General features: G+C 64.7%; 17 protein-coding genes. 8 read left to right on the top strand and 9 right to left on the bottom strand.

The genetic code is table 11. From position 1 onward, the window contains the following. Nucleotides 1-174: 174 nt before the first annotated feature. Nucleotides 175-864 (bottom strand): GNAT family N-acetyltransferase, encoded by a 690-nt coding sequence (locus J9314_RS13165; RefSeq protein WP_210602791.1) that lies wholly within the window; start codon nt 862-864, stop codon nt 175-177. A gap of 115 nt (nt 865-979) precedes the next feature. After that, entirely contained in the window at nt 980-1,474 is a 495-nt protein-coding gene (locus J9314_RS13160; RefSeq protein ID WP_181275934.1) for a MarR family winged helix-turn-helix transcriptional regulator, read from the bottom strand. A 198-nt stretch (nt 1,475-1,672) separates the two neighbouring features. On the opposite strand from J9314_RS13160, the gene sucC reads away from it, so the two are divergent. The 4 genes from sucC to J9314_RS13140 all read left to right on the top strand — a co-directional run bounded on the left by sucC (nt 1,673) and on the right by J9314_RS13140 (nt 6,049). Then, the gene (gene sucC, locus J9314_RS13155; RefSeq protein WP_181275935.1) at nt 1,673-2,842 is read left to right on the top strand and encodes an ADP-forming succinate--CoA ligase subunit beta; all 1,170 of its coding nucleotides are present in this window, start codon (nt 1,673-1,675) and stop codon (nt 2,840-2,842) included. 18 nt (nt 2,843-2,860) lie between these two features. Next, a complete protein-coding gene (sucD, locus tag J9314_RS13150) occupies nt 2,861-3,757 on the top strand; it encodes a succinate--CoA ligase subunit alpha (protein WP_181275936.1) in 897 nt (298 codons plus the stop codon). 298 nt (nt 3,758-4,055) lie between these two features. Beyond that, nucleotides 4,056-5,141 (top strand): threonine aldolase family protein, encoded by a 1,086-nt coding sequence (locus tag J9314_RS13145; protein WP_210605678.1) that lies wholly within the window; start codon nt 4,056-4,058, stop codon nt 5,139-5,141. A gap of 110 nt (nt 5,142-5,251) precedes the next feature. Then, a complete protein-coding gene (locus tag J9314_RS13140) occupies nt 5,252-6,049 on the top strand; it encodes a 5'-nucleotidase, lipoprotein e(P4) family (RefSeq protein WP_210602790.1) in 798 nt (265 codons plus the stop codon). A 145-nt stretch (nt 6,050-6,194) separates the two neighbouring features. Here the strand turns inward: J9314_RS13140 and J9314_RS13135 are convergent, their stop codons facing one another. Continuing rightward, nucleotides 6,195-7,364: an RtcB family protein gene (locus tag J9314_RS13135; protein ID WP_210602789.1), complete on the bottom strand. Its 1,170-nt coding sequence runs from the start codon at nt 7,362-7,364 to the stop codon at nt 6,195-6,197. Between the two features lie 375 nt (nt 7,365-7,739). Further along, a complete protein-coding gene (locus J9314_RS13130; protein ID WP_210602788.1) occupies nt 7,740-8,150 on the bottom strand; it encodes a universal stress protein in 411 nt (136 codons plus the stop codon). A gap of 238 nt (nt 8,151-8,388) precedes the next feature. Here J9314_RS13130 and J9314_RS13125 point away from each other — a divergent pair, with 238 nt between their 5' ends. Next, nucleotides 8,389-9,774: an MFS transporter gene (locus tag J9314_RS13125; protein WP_210602787.1), complete on the top strand. Its 1,386-nt coding sequence runs from the start codon at nt 8,389-8,391 to the stop codon at nt 9,772-9,774. Nucleotides 9,775-9,893: 119 nt separating this feature from the next. Continuing rightward, nucleotides 9,894-11,279, top strand: a complete 1,386-nt coding sequence (locus tag J9314_RS13120) for a class I SAM-dependent methyltransferase (protein WP_210602786.1) — start codon at nt 9,894-9,896, stop codon at nt 11,277-11,279. A 55-nt stretch (nt 11,280-11,334) separates the two neighbouring features. On the opposite strand, the gene J9314_RS13115 is transcribed toward J9314_RS13120, so the two are convergent. Together J9314_RS13115 and J9314_RS13110 are read right to left on the bottom strand one after the other, a co-directional pair. Continuing rightward, the gene (locus J9314_RS13115; protein ID WP_210602785.1) at nt 11,335-12,309 is read right to left on the bottom strand and encodes an HAAS signaling domain-containing protein; all 975 of its coding nucleotides are present in this window, start codon (nt 12,307-12,309) and stop codon (nt 11,335-11,337) included. Beyond that, nucleotides 12,306-12,653 carry a PadR family transcriptional regulator gene (locus tag J9314_RS13110; RefSeq protein WP_210602784.1) on the bottom strand — a complete coding sequence of 116 codons (348 nt, stop codon included), beginning with the start codon at nt 12,651-12,653 and terminating at the stop codon, nt 12,306-12,308. Before J9314_RS13110 ends, J9314_RS13115 begins: the two co-directional genes overlap by 4 nt. Nucleotides 12,654-12,713: 60 nt before the next feature. On the opposite strand from J9314_RS13110, the gene J9314_RS13105 reads away from it, so the two are divergent. Continuing rightward, nucleotides 12,714-13,172, top strand: coding sequence for an HAD family hydrolase (locus J9314_RS13105; protein WP_246490387.1), 459 nt, complete (start codon nt 12,714-12,716; stop codon nt 13,170-13,172). A gap of 308 nt (nt 13,173-13,480) precedes the next feature. Here the strand turns inward: J9314_RS13105 and J9314_RS13100 are convergent, their stop codons facing one another. Beyond that, nucleotides 13,481-14,836, bottom strand: coding sequence for an APC family permease (locus J9314_RS13100; protein ID WP_210602783.1), 1,356 nt, complete (start codon nt 14,834-14,836; stop codon nt 13,481-13,483). 13 nt (nt 14,837-14,849) lie between these two features. Further along, nucleotides 14,850-16,511, bottom strand: a complete 1,662-nt coding sequence (locus J9314_RS13095; RefSeq protein WP_210602782.1) for an amidohydrolase — start codon at nt 16,509-16,511, stop codon at nt 14,850-14,852. A 123-nt stretch (nt 16,512-16,634) separates the two neighbouring features. Between J9314_RS13095 and J9314_RS13090 the strand changes: the two genes are divergently transcribed. Then, nucleotides 16,635-17,288, top strand: coding sequence for a TetR/AcrR family transcriptional regulator (locus J9314_RS13090; RefSeq protein WP_246490386.1), 654 nt, complete (start codon nt 16,635-16,637; stop codon nt 17,286-17,288). 3 nt (nt 17,289-17,291) lie between these two features. Here J9314_RS13090 and J9314_RS13085 read toward each other — a convergent pair whose 3' ends face one another. Continuing rightward, nucleotides 17,292-18,635, bottom strand: a complete 1,344-nt coding sequence (locus J9314_RS13085) for an APC family permease (protein WP_210602781.1) — start codon at nt 18,633-18,635, stop codon at nt 17,292-17,294. Between the last annotated feature and the right edge of the window lie 98 nt (nt 18,636-18,733).

The raw sequence follows: 18,733 nt of genomic DNA, 5'->3' as shown, positions 1-18,733 counted from the left end.
CGTGGGCGCACCGGTGGTGAGCATCCTGGTCTCCAGCCTAATGTGCGGGTGCCCGCGAGCCCGGGCTGACGCGCGGCCCAGTGTCGAAAGCGCGTTACACAGCGTTGAAAGCACGCGGCGCGAAGCATCGAAAGCGTCAGGCGCCGGTCCGACCGCGTCAGAAACCCTGGCGACTCAACCCTGTCGAGCTTCGGCGATGAGTTCGCGCAGACCCTGCCTCTGCTGGCCATCGGAGTCGAAGTTCGCGTCATCGAGCCAGGTCAGGTAGGCCGTGCGCAGCGCCGGCCATTCGGAGTCGATGATGGAGAACCATGCGGTGTCGCGATTGCGGCCCTTGACGATGAGATGCTGTCGGAACAGTCCCTCGAAGGTGAAGCCGAAGCGTTCGGCCGCCCGCTTCGACGGCGCATTCGCGTCATCGCATTTCCATTCGAAGCGGCGGTAGCCGGCGGAGAAGGCGAAATCGGCGCAGAGGAAGAGTGCCTCGGTGGCCGCTCGGGTCCGCGACAGGGCCGGGCCCCACAGGACGTGTCCGACCTCGATGACGCCATTGGCCGTATCGATGCGCATGAGCGCCTGCCGGCCGACAGCATCACCGGTGGACCGGTCGACGACGGCGAAGAAGAGGGGATCGGAACTGTCGGCCGCCTCGGCGATCCAGGAATCGAATTCCGCACGATCGGTCTGCGGGGTCTGCGGCAGGTAGCGGAACCGCTCCTCGATGCCCTCGGGCGCGGAGACCGCAGCGAAGAGCGCATCCGCGTGTGCGGACGGATCGAGGGGTTCGAGGTCGACGAAGCGACCATGGATCGTCTTGCGCCGAGGCGGCTGTGCGCCTGTGTAGTCCGTGAACTCATCGGTCATGGCTGGCTCCTCGTCGTCGGGGTCGGCGGTGTGGTTATGGCGTCGGGGTGCGCCCGGCAGCGGGCGGTCGGGGATCGTCGGGACCGGGGTGGCCGGGGCCGGGGGATCGGCGGACTCACTCTTCGTCGCTGTCGAAGCCCGTGGACAGTTCACGCAGCAGGGAAGCGAGCTTGCGGCTGCCGGCGGGGGTGAGCCCGCTGAGGATGTCGCGTTCCTTGAGCAGCAGATCCGCCAGGGCCGAATCGACCGTGGCGCGACCGCTGTCGGTGAGCTGAACGAGAACACCGCGACGATCGCCGGGGTCAGGACGCCGCTCGACCCAGCCGCGGGCGACGAGACGGTCGATGCGGTTGGTCATGGTGCCGCTGGTGACCAGGGTCTCCTGGAGCAGGGTCGAGGGGGAGAGCTGGTACGGCTCGCCGGAACGGCGCAGCGCGGAGAGCACGTCGAAAGCCCAGCCTTCGATTCCGTAGTCGGAGAAGCTGGCCTTCCGTGCGAGGTCCAGCTGCCGGGCCAGACGCGAGACACGGGAGAGGATCTCCATCGGCGAGACGTCGAGATCCGGACGTTCGTGTCGCCAGGCTGCGACTATTCGATCCACTTCGTCCATGAACCGATTTTACGTCCATATCAAGAATCTTGACCACAAAGATACTTTTTGACGAGACATTGCTTACTCTCAAGGGTCCATCTAACCTGCGGGGTTGGATGGACGGGTGCGTTTGGGAATATGGTTGTCCTTGGTTGTTGCATCCGTCAACGAACCTGCAAGGGCAGACCGCCCGGCAGTGAGAGCGAAGGAATACACGTGGATCTTTTCGAGTATCAAGCACGTGACCTGTTCGAGAAGCACGGAGTGCCCGTGCTCAAGGCCCAGGTCGCGACGACGCCAGAAGAAGCGAAGAAGGCAGCTGAGGATCTGGGCGGCGGCGTTGTCGTCGTCAAGTCGCAGGTCAAGATCGGCGGCCGCGGCAAGGCCGGCGGCGTCAAGGTCGCGAAGAACCCCGACGAGGCCGAAGCGCGCGCCGAGGACATCCTCGGACTCGACATCAAGGGCCACATCACCGAAAAGGTGATGATCGCCGAGGGTGCCGACATCGCTGAGGAGTACTACTTCTCCGTCCTGCTCGACCGGTCCAACCGCACCTACCTGGCCATGTGCTCCAAGGAAGGCGGAATGGAGATCGAGCAGCTCGCCGTGGAACGCCCGGAAGCGCTCGCCAAGATCCCCGTCTCGGCCATCGACGGCATCAACGCCGAGAAGGCTGCCGAGATCGCCGAGGCTGCCGGCTTCGACGCCGACACCGCTGCGAAGATCGCCCCCGTGCTGACCAGCCTGTGGACCGTCTTCGAGTCCGAAGACGCCACCCTGGTCGAGGTCAACCCGCTGGTCAAGACCGGTGCCGGTGACATCATCGCCCTCGACGGCAAGGTCTCCCTCGACGACAACGCCGATTTCCGTCACAAGGAGCACGAGGAGCTGCGCGACATCAGCGCAGAGAACCCGCTCGAGCTCAAGGCCAAGAAGCTCGACCTCAACTACGTCAAGCTCGACGGTGAGGTCGGCATCATCGGCAACGGCGCGGGTCTGGTCATGTCGACCCTCGACGTCGTCGCCTACGCCGGTGAGAACCACAACGGCGTCAAGCCCGCGAACTTCCTCGACATCGGAGGCGGCGCCTCGGCCGAGGTCATGGCCAACGGACTCGACGTCATCCTCGGCGATGACCAGGTGAAGTCCGTCTTCGTCAACGTCTTCGGCGGAATCACCGCCTGTGACGCGGTGGCCGACGGCATCGTCAAGGCCCTCGAGATCCTCGGTGATCAGGCCACGAAGCCGCTCGTCGTCCGCCTCGACGGCAACAACGTCGACGAAGGTCGCGCCATCCTGAAGAATGCCGCGCACCCGCTCGTCACACTCACTGACACGATGGACGGTGGAGCCGACAAGGCCGCCGAACTGGCTGCTGCCAAGTAAGGAAAGGTCTTTACAACAATGTCTATCTTCCTGAATTCCGATTCGAAGATCATCGTCCAGGGCATCACCGGCGGAGAGGGCTCGAAGCACACCGCCCGTATGCTCGCCGCGGGATCGAACGTCGTCGGCGGTGTCAACGCCCGCAAGGCCGGCACCACCGTGAAGCACAACGACAAGGACGGCAACGAGGTCGAGCTGCCCGTCTTCGGTTCCGTCGCCGAGGCGATGGAAGCCACCGGTGCCGATGTGTCCGTGGCCTTCGTGCCGCCGGCATTCTCCAAGGACGCCGCGATCGAGGCCATCGACGCCAAGATCGGTCTGCTCGTCATCATCACCGAGGGCATCCCGGTGCAGGACTCGGCAGAGGTCTGGGCCCGTGCGCAGGCGGCCGGAAACGCCACCCGCATCATCGGGCCCAACTGCCCGGGCATCATCACCCCCGGTGAGTCGCTGGCAGGCATCATCCCGGCCAACATCACGAAGAAGGGCAAGCTGGGTCTCGTCTCGAAGTCCGGCACCCTGACCTACCAGATGATGTACGAGCTGCGTGACCTCGGCTTCTCGACCGCCATCGGCATCGGCGGAGACCCGGTCATCGGCACCACGCACATCGATGCGCTCGAAGCGTTCGAGGCCGACCCGGAGACCGAAGCCATCGTCATGATCGGCGAGATCGGCGGAGACGCCGAGGAGCGTGCCGCGGCCTTCATCAAGGACAACGTGTCGAAGCCGGTCGTCGGCTACGTCGCAGGCTTCACCGCTCCCGAGGGCAAGACCATGGGCCACGCCGGCGCCATCGTCTCCGGCTCCTCGGGAACCGCTCAGGCCAAGAAGGAAGCGCTCGAGGCTGCAGGCGTCAAGGTCGGCAAGACCCCGACCGAGACCGCCGAGCTCATGCGCGGACTCCTCGCCTGAGTCGAGCACTCCCGCAACAGGTGAGCGCCTGACCGGCAGGTAACTGGCAGGTAGCCCGCACACAACTGTCCCTTTGAAGTGCACACGTAGTGAATTTATGAGCTGCGTCTGCACTTCAAAGGGACAGTTGTCGTCTGGAGGGTCTGGGGGGGGGGGGGGGCACGCACCCGGGTGCCGCCAGCGGTTGCTCGTGACGCCGACGGTGGTGTGTGCTGCTGCCGAGAGGGGATAGTCTGAGAGCGTGAACGCCCAGACACCTGATCAGACAGCGCAGTCGCAGAACCCTGCGGACACCCTCATCAATTCCGGCACCGCCGCTCCGCCCGTCGACACCAGCCCGGATGCGCACCCGCGCAACTTCGGCTCCGACAACTGGGCCGGCGTCCACCCGGAGGTGCTCGACGCCATCGCCGAAGCCAACGTCGGCCACACTCCCGGCTACGGCGGGGACCCGTGGACGGCCCGCTTCCACGACATCACGGCCCACCACTTCGGGCCCAAAGCCCAGGCGTTTCCAGTCTTCAACGGCACCGGTGCCAATGTCCTGGCCCTGCAGTCAGCTCTGCCGCGGTGGGCAGCGGTGATCACGACCGCCTCGGCGCATATCAACTACGACGAGACCGGCGCCCCGGAGAAGGTCGGCGGGCTCAAGATCGTCGGCGCCGCCACCGAGGACGGCAAGCTCACCCCCGAGACCATCGAGTCCGCGATCATCGGCCGCGGCCACGAGCACAATGCACAGCCGCTGGCCGTGAGCATCTCCGAGTCCACCGAATGGGGCACGACCTACACCCCCGACGAGATCGCGGCCATCGCGGCCACCGCCCACGATCTCGACATGATCGTCCACGTCGACGGGTCCCGTCTCGGCAATGCGGCGGCTCACCTCGGCGTCGGGTTAGGCGACATCACCTCCGCCGTCGGCGTCGACATCGTCAGCCTCGGCGGGACGAAGAACGGCCTGCTCGGCGCCGAGGCAGTCGTCGTCCTCAATCCCGACATCGGCCACGGCATGCGCTTCCTGCGCAAGATGAACCTGCAGCTGGCTTCGAAGATGCGCTTCCTCTCCGCGCAGCTGAATGCGCTCTACGAGGGCGACCTGTGGCGGAACTCGGCCACCCGGTCCAATGAGAAAGCGAAATACCTCGCCGACGAACTCGCCGAGGTGGCCGCCAGCGGCCGTGTCCCTGGACTCGAGATCGTGCAGAAGGTCGAATCGAACGTCGTCTTCGTGCGTATGCCCGCCGAGGTGGCCGCCCGCGCCCGACAGACGTTCGCCTTCGCGGACTGGCCCTTGGAGAAGGGCATTGTTCGCCTTATGTGCGCGTTCGATACGACAACCGAGGACGTCGACGCCCTCGTCGCTGCGATCGCAGGGGACTGATTCCGCCTCGGCTTAGACCGCGAAATCACTTCGTGAGGTCGAGATCGACGACGGTCGATACCTGTCCGAGTCGAAGATCGAAGAGAAGAAACACTGACGAAAGAAGATGGATGAAGAAGGCCTTTGTTCCTGCCCTGACAATTCTGCTCGTGCTCATCATCGGAGTGATCGGATACATCCTCAATTCGGGGCCCACAGCAGATGACGAGGCGACAGGAGACTCGGACAGCTGTGACGTCTCGGATTACACCATGGGTGTGAAATGGCAACAGCAGAGCGCCGAGGCGGTGGCCCTTCAGGGCCAGACCTACGGTATGGCCACGCGAGCGCTCGACAAAGCTGTCGCTGACGCCCCGGAAGGAGAGGGCCTGGCCATCATGACCGACCTCGACGAGACGGCCATCGACAATTCGAAGCTCTTGGCTCGCGATATCGCCGAATGCCACGACTTCAGCGGCTGGGATACCTGGGATGACTGGGAGAAGAACGGAGAGCCGACTCTCATCCCCGGCGCTGCCGAGTTCTTCGACCATGCTGACGAACTCGGTGTCGACATCTACTATGTGTCCGACCGGACCGAGGAGAACCGTGCTGAGAACGTCGCGACTCTCGCTCAGTTGGGCCTGCCGCAGGCCGATGACGAGCACGTCCTGCTTCTCGGACCGCCGAAAGCCGAACGACGAGCACAAGTCGAATCGGACCACACTCTGCTTATGCAGCTCGGGGATTCGCTGCACGACTTCGACGGCGCATTCGCGGACGCTTCCGTCGAAGAGCAGCGGGAACTCGTGGAGAAGAACCGAGCGAAATTCGGGTCCGAGTGGATGATCTTGCCGAACCCGACATATGGCGACTGGAGCGAGTCCGACCTGGACGAGTGGAAAGCGCCGGTCCGCACCGACGACTGAGCACATCCACGATTGGAGCCGAGACAACGCCGGAGCGCCGAGACACCTGTGCACACAGCGTGGTCTCGGCGCTCCGGCGTAGTCTCGAGGAGCTGCCTGCCGACGAGTCCCGCCGCAGACGGCCCCGACCGGATCACCTGCTGGATCAGTCGCCCTTGACGTTGACGAGCTGACGCAGGGTGTGGCGGATCTCGACGAGCTCGCCCGCATCCTCCATCACCTGGTCGATGGGCTTGTAGGCCTGCGGGATCTCATCGATGAACGCGTCGGTGTCGCGGTACTCGATGCCGGCCATCGCCTCACGCAGCTGATCGCGGGTGAAGGTCTTCCTCGCCTGCGTGCGCGAGTACTGGCGTCCGGCCCCATGTGGTGAGGAGTTCAGCGCCACCGGGTTGCCCAGGCCCTCCACTACGTAGGACGCGGTGCCCATGGACCCGGGGATGAGCCCGAGTCGGCCGGACTCGGCCTCGATGGCACCCTTGCGGGAGACCCACACTTGCTTGTTGAAGTGGGTCTCTGCCTGGGTGAAGTTGTGGTGGCAGTTGATCCGCGCCTCTTCGACCACGGGCTCGCCCATCGTCTCGGAGACCTGCCTGGCCACGCGGTCCATCATCTCCTCGCGGTTGAGCAGGGCGAAGTGCTGCGCCCATTTCAGCTGCCGGATGTAGGCGGTGAATTCCGGTGTGCCCTCGACGAGATAGGCCAGATCCGGGTCCGGAAGCTCGATCCACCACTGCTTGCACAGGCGGGAAGCGACCTTGATGTGGTGCATGGCGATCTTGTTGCCGATGCCTCGGGACCCGGAATGGAGGAACATCCACACCCGATCCTCCTCGTCGACGGAGACCTCGATGAAGTGGTTGCCAGACCCCAGGGAGCCGAGCTGGTGGCGCCAATGTCCGGCATACTCGCCCGGGTCGAAGCCGGCCTTCTCGGCCAGTTCTTCGAGCTCGGTGATCCGCGGAGCCGCGGTGGCGACGATCTTGCGGTTGTAGGCGCCGGCCGAGGTCGGCACCGCCCGCTCGATCGCCTCCCGCAGCCCCGTGAGGTCGCGGGCCTCGAGCTGGGCCCGGGTGAACTGGGTGCGCACCGCGATCATGCCGCAGCCGATGTCGACACCGACGGCGGCAGGAATGATCGCGCCCAGGGTGGGGATGACCGAACCGACGGTCGCGCCCTTGCCCAGGTGAGCATCCGGCATGAGCGCCAGATGGGGGTAGATGAACGGCATCCGCGCGGTCGTGTGCGCCTGCTCCAGGGTCTTCTCATCGAGCAGAGACGCCCAGGAGATCAGCCGTTTGCTGAGTGTGTCCATGATCCTTTCCTTGATGTGATGTGCGGGTCCGGCCCCACAATTCTTGGGACCCGTGGGCCTGGAACCCACTGGTCCGGGACCCGCATCGCACCGATCGGAAAGCCATGCGATATGAGAAATGCCCCGGACCGTGATCGGTGCGGGGCGATGAGATGCGCTGTCTCAGCGCTCGCGCAACCGAAGGGTCGACTGATGAAGGGATTCGAATTGCTTCGATCCCTTGAGTTCGCGCGAGTTCGCGACAACGTTCATCAGTGGATTCCTTCGGATTCGTCGACCGCGCCGAGGTGGTGCGGCCCATGCGTCGAATCGACGCACTCCCTGCGCCGAGGTGGCGCAGACGTTCGACTATACACGAACCGTCCGGTTCGTGCCTTACTTCTTCTTCCGGCGGTCGACCTTGACGGAGACGACGGGGACGTCGGAGTCGAGGATGATGCGCTGAGCCGTCGAGCCCATGATGAGCTTGCCGACGGGGGAGCGGCGACGCGATCCGATGACGATCATGCGGGTGTCGGCGGTCGCCTCGGCGAGTGCGAGGAGCTCTTCGACGGGATCGTTGCCGCGGAGGAACTGGAGGATCTCGTGGGAGACCTCGGAGGACTGCAGGGTCGCCTTGAGTTCGTCGATGTCCTTGTTCGTGGCCACACCGCGTTCGTCGGGAGTCTCGCCGATTCCGGCATTGAGGACGACGAGGACGTCATCGAACGCCCGAGCCTGCTCGATGCCGAATTCGACAGCGGCCTTGCCTTCGGGCGAGGGGGAATAACCGACGAGGATTGTCATGATCTCTCCTGGTGCGACATTGGACGAAGCTCCCTCAATTTGTAGCACATCCGCCCTGTTCGAACGGGCGGTGTTCGACCTCTGACGGTGTACGGCAGCAGATTCGGAAGGAGATTCTGATCACACGCAGACCGGGGGAGAGTGTTCGTTTGCTGAACAACTCGTCGGTGTTGCCTGAGAAGCAGTAAGGTGACCTGGGCGCTTTGCGCCTCTCCTCGAGTATCAGAAAGTTGTATCAGTGACAGAATCGAATAAGAACCCCGGCGCTGCCGACGCGCACGGCGCGAGTGGCGGCACGGGTGAGAAGAAATCAGAATGGCAGACGGTCAAAGCCATCATCGCGGCCTCGTCGGGCAACCTCGTCGAATGGTTCGACTTCTACATCTACGCCTTCTTCAGCGTCTACTTCGCCGAACAGTTCTTCGTCGAAGGCAACCCGACGCTCTCGCTCATGCAGTCTGCCGGAGTCTTCTTCGTCGGCTTCCTCATGCGGCCCATCGGCGGGTACGTCTTCGGCCGTGCCGCCGACCGACTCGGGCGCAAGAACTCCATGCTCATTTCGATCCTGCTCATGTGCGCCGGATCCCTGTGCATGGCGATCCTGCCCACCAGCGCCACCGCCGGTTCATGGGCGGCCATCCTGCTGCTTCTTGTGCGTATGGTCCAGGGACTCGCCGTCGGGGGCGAGTACGGCGCGACCGCGACCTACATGTCCGAGGTCGCCACCGAGGGCAAGCGCGGCTTCTACTCCTCGTTCCAGTACGTCACCCTCATCGGCGGCCAGCTGCTGGCCAGCCTGCTGGCCGTCATCATGACCCACACGCTGGGCACCGAGGACATCGAGGCCGGCTGGTGGCGTCTGCCGTTCGTCATCGGCGCCGCTGCCGCCATCGTCTCGCTGTGGCTGCGCCGCGGTCTTGAGGAGACCACCTCAACGGATACCCGCAAGAACGAGAACTCCGGAAGCTTCCGCGAGGTGCTGCGTCACCCGCGCGCGTTCTTCGTCGTTCTCGGCATCACGTGCGTCGGCTCGCTCGTCTTCTACGTCTTCACCACCTACATGCAGAAGTTCCTGCTGCTGCAGAACGAAGGCACCCCCGGCGAAGAGATCTTCAACAAGGGTTCGATCGCCGACCTGATGACGGTCTGCCTCGTCATCTTCGTCGTCATGCAGCCCATCGCCGGTGCGATCTCGGACAAGATCGGCCGGAAGAACAACATGCTCATCTTCGTCATCGGCATGATCGCCCTGCCGATCCCGCTGCTGAGCATGATCGGCAAGGCGCAGTCCGTGGTCACCGCCGGTATCCTCATCGTCATCGCGATGGCCTTCATCAGCATGTACACGTCGATCTCCGGCATCGTCAAGGCCGAGATGTTCCCCGCCCACATCCGCGGCATCGGCGTCGGATTCACCTATGCGATCGGCAACTCGCTCTTCGGCGGCTCCGCCGAATACGTCGCACTGTGGTTCCGCAATGCCGGAATCGGCGGCTGGTTCGCCGTCTACGTCGTCATCATTGCGCTCGTCAGCTTCGTGGCCGTGCTCTATATGCACGACAACCGCAAACACTCGACGATCGACAACGCCGATTCCTCGGCGTACAAGCGCATCAGCAGCTGAGAACCTCGCCGAGGCGGCCGACCCCGGCCGCCCCGGCGGACCTTGCGTAGGCGCACCCTTCAGGCAGGCATCGGCGGGCGGGCACACGGCCACCTGCAGGGACGGTTTAGACTGGCCGAATGTCCGCCTCCCTGCTGCCCGCCGATTCTGCCGCCGCCGAACGCAGCCGGGACCTACTGGCGGAGTTTCCGCACTTCGCCGACGCTCCCGGGCTGCCGCAGGCTCGCATGCTCGTCGAGTACGTCATCGGCCGCCGCTCCGGTGAGCTCGATGTGTCCGGTCGCGACGCGGCCGGGACGTTCATCGCCGCCGAGGAGGTCGCGGCGGTTCCCCGCGACATCATCGTCATCGACGATGCGCGGGGCATCCAGGCCGCACTGCTCAGTCGCCTCGCCGAGGTGGCCGTCCATCACGATCGCCTCGACGAGTCCCGCACCGCGGTCGTGGTCGCCGATGGCGCACAGGTCCCCCTGCCCGAGGAGATCCCCGCACTCGACGAGCTGGGAAACGCTCGTTTCGCCACTGGACGCGACGTGGAACCCGGGTCGGCCCGTGCCACCGGGGGTGACACGGAAACCGACTCGGCTCGTGCCACGGGATCACCCGCTTCGGCGGGGGAGTTCGACCGTGAGACCTGGGCGGTCATCAACGCTCCGAAGGCGGTGAGCGCCTTGGCCGAATCCGTGACCGCGCTGCAGCCGCTTGTGTCGACGATCATCGTCATCGGACGCAGCGACGCGATGAGCCGGGCGGTGAACAAGGAACTCTCGCGCGGCTTCGGGCGGGTCGACGTCTCGCCCGGGGTGGGCAAGCATCGGATGATCATCGGCAGCCGGCCATTGAGCTCGCCGAGCCTGCCGGACTTCCCAAAGCAGGGGACTATCGCCCACCCGAGGGTCGGCGAGATCGCGGTACGAGCCCACGGTGCGTGTTTCTCAGGCGTGAAGAGCGACGAGGGGTCGACCCTGCTCCTCGATGCTCTGCTGGGCCTTTTGCCTGGTGCGAGCAGCGCGGCTGATCCGACGGACGCTCACTCTGCCTCCGGACAGATGGAGGGACGGACTCCTAACTCCGTCCTCGATCTTGGCTGCGGGAACGGGTGGCTGCTCACCGCGGTCATCCGTGCCACGGGAGCGTCACGTGGAGTCGGGGTGGATGTGTCGAAGGCGGCGGTCGCCTCGGCGCGGGCCACGACGGAGGCCAACGGAATCGATGCCGACATCGTCCTCGGTGATGCCGCGGACCCCGACGATGATGCTGTGGTCGCTCTCGGCACCTTCGACCTCATCGTCCTCAATCCGCCGTTCCACCAGGGGACGACCATCGAGACCGACACCGCCGAGGCGCTCATGGCAGCAGCCGCGGCACACCTGGCGCCCGGGGGCCGGGTGCTCACGGTCTTCAACACGCATCTGCAGTATCGTCAGCGGCTCGAATCTCGCATCGGACCCAGCGAGCAGCTGGCGCGGAACAGCAAGTTCACGGTGATCGTCAGCCGCGCCTGAGGCAGAAGAGCCCCGAAGAATTCGCTGCGGTCGGCGGGACCGGCTCCGCCTGTGCTCAGGAGTGGTGTTCCCCGCGATAGGTCCGCCACGTGCTCACCTGATCCCAGATGACGATGGCCCAGACCGCGATGACCGTGATGATCTGTTGGACGTCGGCATTCGGGGTGTTTGTGAGCTCCGGGTGGAGGACGGGCTGGGTGAGCAGGGCGACCGTGAGGAAGACCGCCATGGCGACATCGGCGATCCCGCCGATGAGCACTACGATCGGCCTCGCCGAGGCGGTCGTGAACTTCACGATCTCGACCGCGGCGAGGAGAGCCAGGAAGCCCCAGTATCCGAGCAGCCAGCCGAAGCCGAGATCCGGATTGATGAACGTCTCCCCACCGTTGAGATGGCCGACATAGAAAAGGGAAGTCGGGATGAACGGGACCATGGCCAAGGCCACGATGAAGACCAGCCCGAGCCCCGCCTCGGCGCGGCTCTGTTTGCCGTGGGAATCGCGACGATCGAGATCATCGACCGTCCACGTGCCCGACTGTCGTTTCCGCATCGCTTCGGCCGCACCGCCGTCCATTCCGCGGTCGCCGAGGCCGATGATGATCGTGATGGCGGCGAACGCGGTCAGCAGGGCGATGACCGTGTTGCCGGCCGTCTTGCCGATGATCTCCCCGATCTGGGCTTCGGGCGAGAGGGCGATGGTGGTCACGACGTTCGTGAGCACCGCGAGCAGACCGACGAGAGGCAGAACCCACCGCAGTGCCCAGACGAAGAGTGGATAGGAATTCGGGCCGATGAAGTGCTGTGGGGAGTTCGAATACTCTCGCGACAGCACCGCGGGATCGCCGAGTTCTTCGAGGACTTCGCGTTCGATGGTGGCGGTGCGATCCGGGGTCGGGTCCGTGCCCTCGCCGAGGCGGGCATCGACCATGTCATCGATCGTGGCGGTGATCTCGGCGGCGATGTCCGGGCGGGCGTCTTCGGGGAGATGACGGGTGACGTTGTCGACGTAGATTTCGGTGAGCGCACTCATGGTGTGCCGTCCTTCCAGAGCTCTGTGATGCTGGAGTCGAGTTCGAGCCAGTGGCTGTGCAGTGCGGCGGCGACTTCGGCGCCGCTGTCGGTGAGTGTGTAGTACTTGCGGGGACGAGCCTGTTCGGTGTTCCAAACGGCTGTGAGCAGGCCCTGTTTCTCGAGCCGTCGCAGCAGGGGATAGAGGGTGTTGGCCTCGGTGGGGATGCCTGCTTCGGTCAGAGTCGTCAGCAGCGAGTAGCCGTACTGTGGGCGCCTGCAGGCGACGAGGCTGGCGAAGACGACAGTGCCGCGGCGCAGCTCCTGTTCGTGCGTGGCGAGTGCCTTGTCCGTGTCTTCGTCCATGCGTGACACGATAGTGTGTGACGCACACTATTACAAGAGGCGAGGTATGGATTCGTCTCTGTGGCCTCGCAGACGCCGGCTGTTAGTCTCGTCGCATGGAAACGCGAAGGTGGGTGCTCTTCGATATCGGAGGAGTCCTGGAAGTCGTCGATGACGACGCGGTGTGGCCGAAGTTTCAGCGTCGGTGGCAGGAGCGATCGGAACTCACTCCGATCGCGTGCTGAAGTCGCGATCCTGTCGAATTCGGTCGATGGAGCTCGTTGTGAAGAGGATCGCCGGTTCGGTTTCAGTGCTGTCTTCGATCCTATTCTCTACAGCCACGAAACGGGTCTGCTCAAGCCGGAGCCGGAGGCATATGAGAATGCGCTCGACCGCATGGGCGCCGAACCGCAAAACGTGTTCTTCATCGATGACCACAAGATCTGCGCGGGGGGCGCTCGTGCCGTGGGCATGAACTCGATCGTGCATCGTGACAATGACTCGACTATCGCCGCCGTCGAGAACTACCTCGAGGGATGAGTCCAGGCGGCTGCCGTGGGAGTGTGCTCAGCGTCGAGTCGGTCTGGTCAAAACCGGCAGGCATCATCGTTAGAGTTGACTGACAGCGGAAGCGTCGGACGGAGGTTCATGTGGTTCAACGGTCTGCACTGGCTGGATTCATCTTCGGATTCGCGGTCTCGGCCGGTCTGTTCATCCTCACGATTCCGAGCCTGTTCGACGATGCTTCGGGTGGGCATTCGTGGATAGTCTGGGTGTCGTTCGGGGTTGCTGTCGCCTGTGGTGCAGGTATGGTTCTCACTTGCCGCAACACCACATGATGAGGTGGCCTATTCCGTGAGATCGAGCATCGGCGTCGGACGCCGGAAACCGCGGGTGACGAACGTGAGGTACGCGGTCCCGATGATGAGCCAGACGAGGCCGATGAGCAGCGTCCGCGGTGACAGGCTCGTCCACAGCCACAGGGTGAGGCAGAAGCCGATGCCCGGCAGCACGATGAAGCTCACGACAGCGCGTGCCCCGCGGCGCTTCCCGTCGATGATGAAGTGCTTGACGACGGAGAGGTTGACCGCGGAGAACGCGATGAGCGCCCCGAAGCTGACCATCTCCGAGATGAAGCTGAGGTCGACAGCCAACGCGAACAGCGACACGACGCCGACGGAGAGCGTGGCGAGGATCGGGGTGTGAAAGCGCGGGGAGAGGCGCCCGAAGAAGCTCTTCGGCAGCACGCCGTCGCGGCCCATCGCGAAGAGGATGCGCGAGACCGAAGCCTGCGAGGTCAGCGCCGAACCGCAGGCACCGGCGACATAGGCGGCGGTGAAGAAGATCGTGAGGAACTCACCTCCCGCAGCGCTCATGACGTCAAGAGCGCCGGAGTCGACATCGGCGAACCGGTTCGACGGGTAGACCAGCTGAGCGAGGAACGACAGCAGGATGTAGATGAGCCCGCCCGTGAGAGTCGCGATGACGATGGCCCGAGGCACCGTGCGCTTGGCGTCCTTGGCCTCCTCCGACAGTGTTGAGACCGCGTCGAAGCCGAGGAAGGACAGGCAGAGGATCGCCGCTCCGGCCATGACGTTGCCGAATCCCGGAGCGCTCCCGTCGCCGGTGAAGGGTGCCGCGAGATCGACCGTTCCCGACCCCGTCATCGATGCGATCCCGAGAGCCGCGAAGGTGAGGATGAAGATCGCCTGCGCGGCGATGATGACGATGTTCGCCCTGGCCACCGAGACGATGCCGATGACGTTGAGAATCGTGACGAGGACGATCGCGGTGAGCACGAACACCCATGCGGGGATCATCGGGAACGCCGCGGAGAGGTAGATGCCGATGACGAGGTAGTTGATCATCGGCAGGAACAGATAGTCGAGCAGCAGCGCCCATCCGGCGACGAACCCGATTGCGGGCCCGAAGCTCTTCTGCGTGTAGGTGTAGGCCGATCCGGCGAAGGGCAGCTCATGCGCCATCTTCGCGTACGACCTGGCGGTGAAGACCATCGCCGCCAGTGTGATGACGTACGCCAACGGCACCCGTCCACCGGTGACCTGTGTGACGATGCCGTAGGTGGTGAAGATCGTCAGCGGCACCATGTAGACGAGGCCGAAGAAGACGAGCGAGGGCACACCGAGGGCGCGCTTGAGCTGACCTTCGCCGTCCGCTCCGGTGTTGGCCGTCGGCTGTGACATGGTCGGTCCTTTCTCAGGCCTGCGAATGTACGGCAGCGCCGCCGAGGTAGGTGGCGGCAATTCGTGTGAGCGCGAGTTCGCGTGGGGGCAGGTCCCGTGGATCGTGGTCGAATCGGATGAGGTCGGCACTCGCCCCGACCTGGATCGAGCCCCACGGCTCGGCTGAGTGATCGGCGAAGGCCTGATGGGCCACAGCGGTCGAATACGCGTCGAGGGCGCGGTCGATGTCGACGATCTCCTCGGGTGTCCACCCGCCGTCCGGTTCGCCCGCTTCGTTCTGCCGGCTCGTCCCGATCGCCAGACCTTCGACCGGTGTGCCCGAGGTGCACGGCCAGTCCGAGCCGAACGACAGACGTCCGCCGCCGTCGAGGATGCTGCGCATTCGGTACTGCTGCCGGGCTCGATCCTCGCCGAGGCGGGGCACCGTGAGCACGGTCATGAGGTCATCGAGCTGTGCCCACAGGGGCTGCATGTTCGCAATCACCCCGAGCTCGGCGAACCGGTCGAGGTCCGCGGAGTCGACGAGCTGGGCGTGCGCGATGACCGGTCGGCGATCGCGCGATCCGTTGGCGGCGATGGCCGATTCGACGGCGTCGAGGGCCTGCCGGACGGCGGCGTCGCCGATCGCGTGGATATGGACCTGGAAACCTGCCGCATCGACGGCGCGAACCGCCTCGGCGAGGGTCTCACCCTCCCACACGCGCAGACCATGATTGTGCAGGGACGAACAGTACGGTTCGAGCAGGGATCCGGTCTCGTTCTCGACGACGCCGTCGGCGAAGAACTTCACGGTCCGGGCGCTGAGCATCGGATCGGCGAGCTCCTCCACGCGCCTCCTGGCCTCGATCATCGCCGGCAGCTGCTCGGAAAAGCGCCGCGGGTCGGCATAGAGCGCGAGATTGAACCGGATCGTCAACCGGCCCTGAGCCGAGGCGGCAAGATAGGTCTCCACATCAGCCGGTTCGACCCAGGCATCCTGGACCCAGGTGACTCCGCGCTCGAGGTAGTAGTCCGCCGCTCGCTCCAGAGCACGCAGCCGCACGGATTCGTCCAATGGTGGGCGGACGGCATCGACGAGGTCGACGGCACCCCACTCCCGCAGTGTTCCCAAAGGTGAGCCGTCACCTCGTCGGGGGATCTCCCCGAGAGTCGGTTCGGGGGTGTCCGCGGTGATCCCGGCCAGTTCGAGGGCGCGGGAGTTGCACCACACCGTGTGATAGTCCCAGGCTCGCAGGACGACGGGACGGTCGGATACGGCCTCGTCGAGCCAGCGGGCATCGAAGAGACCGCCGGCGACGAGGCTGCCGTCGTAGGACGCTCCGGTGATCCACTCGAGTTCGGGGTTGGCCTCGGCGAAGCGGGCCACCTCGGCGATGATCTCGGCAACACTGGAACACGAGCGCACCTGCGGGCCTTCGGCTTCGAGCCCGCCGAAGATCGGGTGGGCGTGACCGTCGCCGAAAGAGGGCATGAGGAAGCCGCCGTCGAGATCGACGACCTCGAGATCGACAGAGTCTGTGAGGGAGCCCGACTCCGCGGCCGCCTCGGCGAGCTGCGCTTCGACATCGGTCGAGCCGATTGCGACGATGACACCGTCATCGACGAGCAGGGAGTCGGCGGTCTCGGTTGAGGCTCCCAGCCAGATGGTGCCGTTGTGGAAATGTGTCAAAGCCACGGTGGGTCTGTCCCTCGCTTCACTGCGTACGATCTCTGATCCGCCACTGTTACGAACAGCGTTCGTATTTGTGACTGAGAACACGATACACTCTGCATGAGGTCAGCGGAAGTAGGAGGCGAGATGGGATTGCGGCTCAACCGGGAACGGCTCGTGGATGCGGCGCTCGTCCTCGTCGACGAGGAGGGCGCGGAGGCACTGTCGATGCGCACCCTCGCTGCTCGTGTCGATCGGCAGGTGTCCTCGCTCTACAACCACGTCTCCGGGCGGACCGAGCTCATCGAACTCATGCGCGCCCGCATCGTCGCCGACATCGACGTCACCGCGTTCGGGTCCGCTGAGGAGCCGGAGTCTTCTGCACGGACAGCTGACAAGGGCTGGGATGCGGCGCTCGAGGAGTGGGCGGGGTCCTATCTGCGGGCGTTCGCGACCCATCCCAACCTCATCCGACTGCTGGCGACCACACCGATCCGCCACCATTCCGCGTATGCGATGTATGACGCCGTGGTCGCCGGTCTGGTCCGAGCCGGGTGGCCCGAAAGCCTCGTCTTCGCCGTCGTCCGCACCGTCGAGGCACACGTCCTCGGCTCGGCTCTCGATATCGTCGCACCCGGAGATCTGCTGGTCCAGGGTGCCGTCGACGCCGGACTGCCTGCTGTTCGGGAGGCGTTGTCCGAACGCCACGCGCCGACCTATGGTGCGGAGGCGGCGTTCTCTCTCGGACTGCGCGCCCTCATCGACGGGCTGCGGACACGGCTCGCCGAGGTGGCAGGCTGAAGCTCAGCCCGCGTCGACCGAATCCACGGCCAGGTCAGAGGGCTGCTTGCGGAAGCCTCTTGTCGTAATTGCGAGGATGACGGCACCGATGACCAGCCAGCTTGCGCCGAGGGTGATCGCGTGGATGTCGAGCTGGGTGAGCAGATAGCCGATGACGAAGACGCCGATGATCGGGCAGACGAGGTAGAGGACGATGTTGTGCGGCCGGCCCGCTCGTCTCTCTTTTGCCCAGTAGACGATGACCGAGGCATTGACCATGATGAAGGATAAGAAGGCCCCGAAGTTGATGAACGACGTCGAGGTGGCGACGTTCATGAAGATCGCCACGAGTCCGATGGCGGCGATCGTCAGCAGAGACAGCACGGGGGTGTGGAAACGCGGATTGAGCTTGCCGAAGAAGCCGCGTGGCAGCACCCCGTCGCGGCCCATCGCATAGAGCAGTCGGCTGCCCGCGGCTTGAGCGGCGATGCCCGAAGTGAACTGGGCGATGACGAGCGCGGCGAGGAAGACCGCACCGAAGAGGTGTCCTCCGATGCTTCTGGCGATCTCGAAGGCCGCGGCATCAGAATTCTCGAACACCCCGCCGGGATGGACGAGCTGGACCGCATAGGCCACGACGACGAAGATTCCACCGCCGATGAGGGCGATGAGCATAATCGCCTTCGGCACTGTCTTACGAGGCTCGATGGTCTCCTCGGTGAAGGTGGTGACGGCATCGAAGCCGAGGAACGAGTACGCAGCGACCGCGGCACCGCCGCCGATGGCCACGAGTGTGGAGTCGATGCCCGTGAACGGGCTGGCGCTGAATAGCCCCGCGGCACCGTCGGATCTGAAGACATCCGCCAGTGACAGGGCGACGAAGATGACGATGACGAGGATCTGGAACGACATCAGGATGAGATTGGCCCGATCGGCGACCTTGATGCCGACGACGTTGAGGACGGTGGTGAGGACGATGAATCCGAGGATCCACACCGCCATCGGCACGGCCGGGAACTGCGCCTGCAGGTAGGAGCCGCCGATGAGCCAGATGACCATCGGCAGGAACAGGTAGTCGAGCATGGTCGCCCAACCGACGAGGAAGCCGACGCGGCCGTCGATCGTCTTGCGCACATAGGTGTAGGCCGACCCCGCCACTGGATAGGCCGCGGCCATCCGGCCGTAGCTGTTGGCGGTGAAGAGCATGGCACCGAGGGCCAGCAGATACGCGCTCGCGCTCGCCCCATTGGTCTGCGAGGCGATGACACCGAAGATGCCGAGGACGATGAGCGGCGTGAGGTAGGCGAGGCCGAAGATGACCAGGGAGGGCAGTTTGAGCGTGCGGTTGAGCGTGACGGTGTCTGACATGGTCACTCCGTTGTCGATGTCATGGATGCAGCTGTGGATGAGGTCGTAGTGATGGGTTCAGGTGCGGCGACGGGTTTGTGATGAAAGCGTCCGTCGGA

Source organism: Brevibacterium oceani, from assembly GCF_017948325.1.
GTDB lineage: Bacteria > Actinomycetota > Actinomycetes > Actinomycetales > Brevibacteriaceae > Brevibacterium > Brevibacterium oceani.
This window is presented reverse-complemented; position numbering and strand designations above follow the sequence as displayed.

What these genes read in the sequence shown, in the direction of transcription:
- J9314_RS13165 (WP_210602791.1), bottom strand. Translation starts at nt 864, where the DNA reads ATGACCGATGAGTTCACGGACTACACAGGCGCACAGCCGCCTCGGCGC.
- J9314_RS13160 (WP_181275934.1), bottom strand. Translation starts at nt 1,474, where the DNA reads ATGGACGAAGTGGATCGAATAGTCGCAGCCTGGCGACACGAACGTCCG.
- sucD (WP_181275936.1), top strand. Translation starts at nt 2,861, where the DNA reads ATGTCTATCTTCCTGAATTCCGATTCGAAGATCATCGTCCAGGGCATC.
- J9314_RS13140 (WP_210602790.1), top strand. Translation starts at nt 5,252, where the DNA reads ATGAAGAAGGCCTTTGTTCCTGCCCTGACAATTCTGCTCGTGCTCATC.
- J9314_RS13135 (WP_210602789.1), bottom strand. Translation starts at nt 7,364, where the DNA reads ATGGACACACTCAGCAAACGGCTGATCTCCTGGGCGTCTCTGCTCGAT.
- J9314_RS13130 (WP_210602788.1), bottom strand. Translation starts at nt 8,150, where the DNA reads ATGACAATCCTCGTCGGTTATTCCCCCTCGCCCGAAGGCAAGGCCGCT.
- J9314_RS13120 (WP_210602786.1), top strand. Translation starts at nt 9,894, where the DNA reads ATGTCCGCCTCCCTGCTGCCCGCCGATTCTGCCGCCGCCGAACGCAGC.
- J9314_RS13115 (WP_210602785.1), bottom strand. Translation starts at nt 12,309, where the DNA reads ATGAGTGCGCTCACCGAAATCTACGTCGACAACGTCACCCGTCATCTC.
- J9314_RS13110 (WP_210602784.1), bottom strand. Translation starts at nt 12,653, where the DNA reads ATGGACGAAGACACGGACAAGGCACTCGCCACGCACGAACAGGAGCTG.
- J9314_RS13100 (WP_210602783.1), bottom strand. Translation starts at nt 14,836, where the DNA reads ATGTCACAGCCGACGGCCAACACCGGAGCGGACGGCGAAGGTCAGCTC.
- J9314_RS13090 (WP_246490386.1), top strand. Translation starts at nt 16,635, where the DNA reads ATGGGATTGCGGCTCAACCGGGAACGGCTCGTGGATGCGGCGCTCGTC.
- J9314_RS13085 (WP_210602781.1), bottom strand. Translation starts at nt 18,635, where the DNA reads ATGTCAGACACCGTCACGCTCAACCGCACGCTCAAACTGCCCTCCCTG.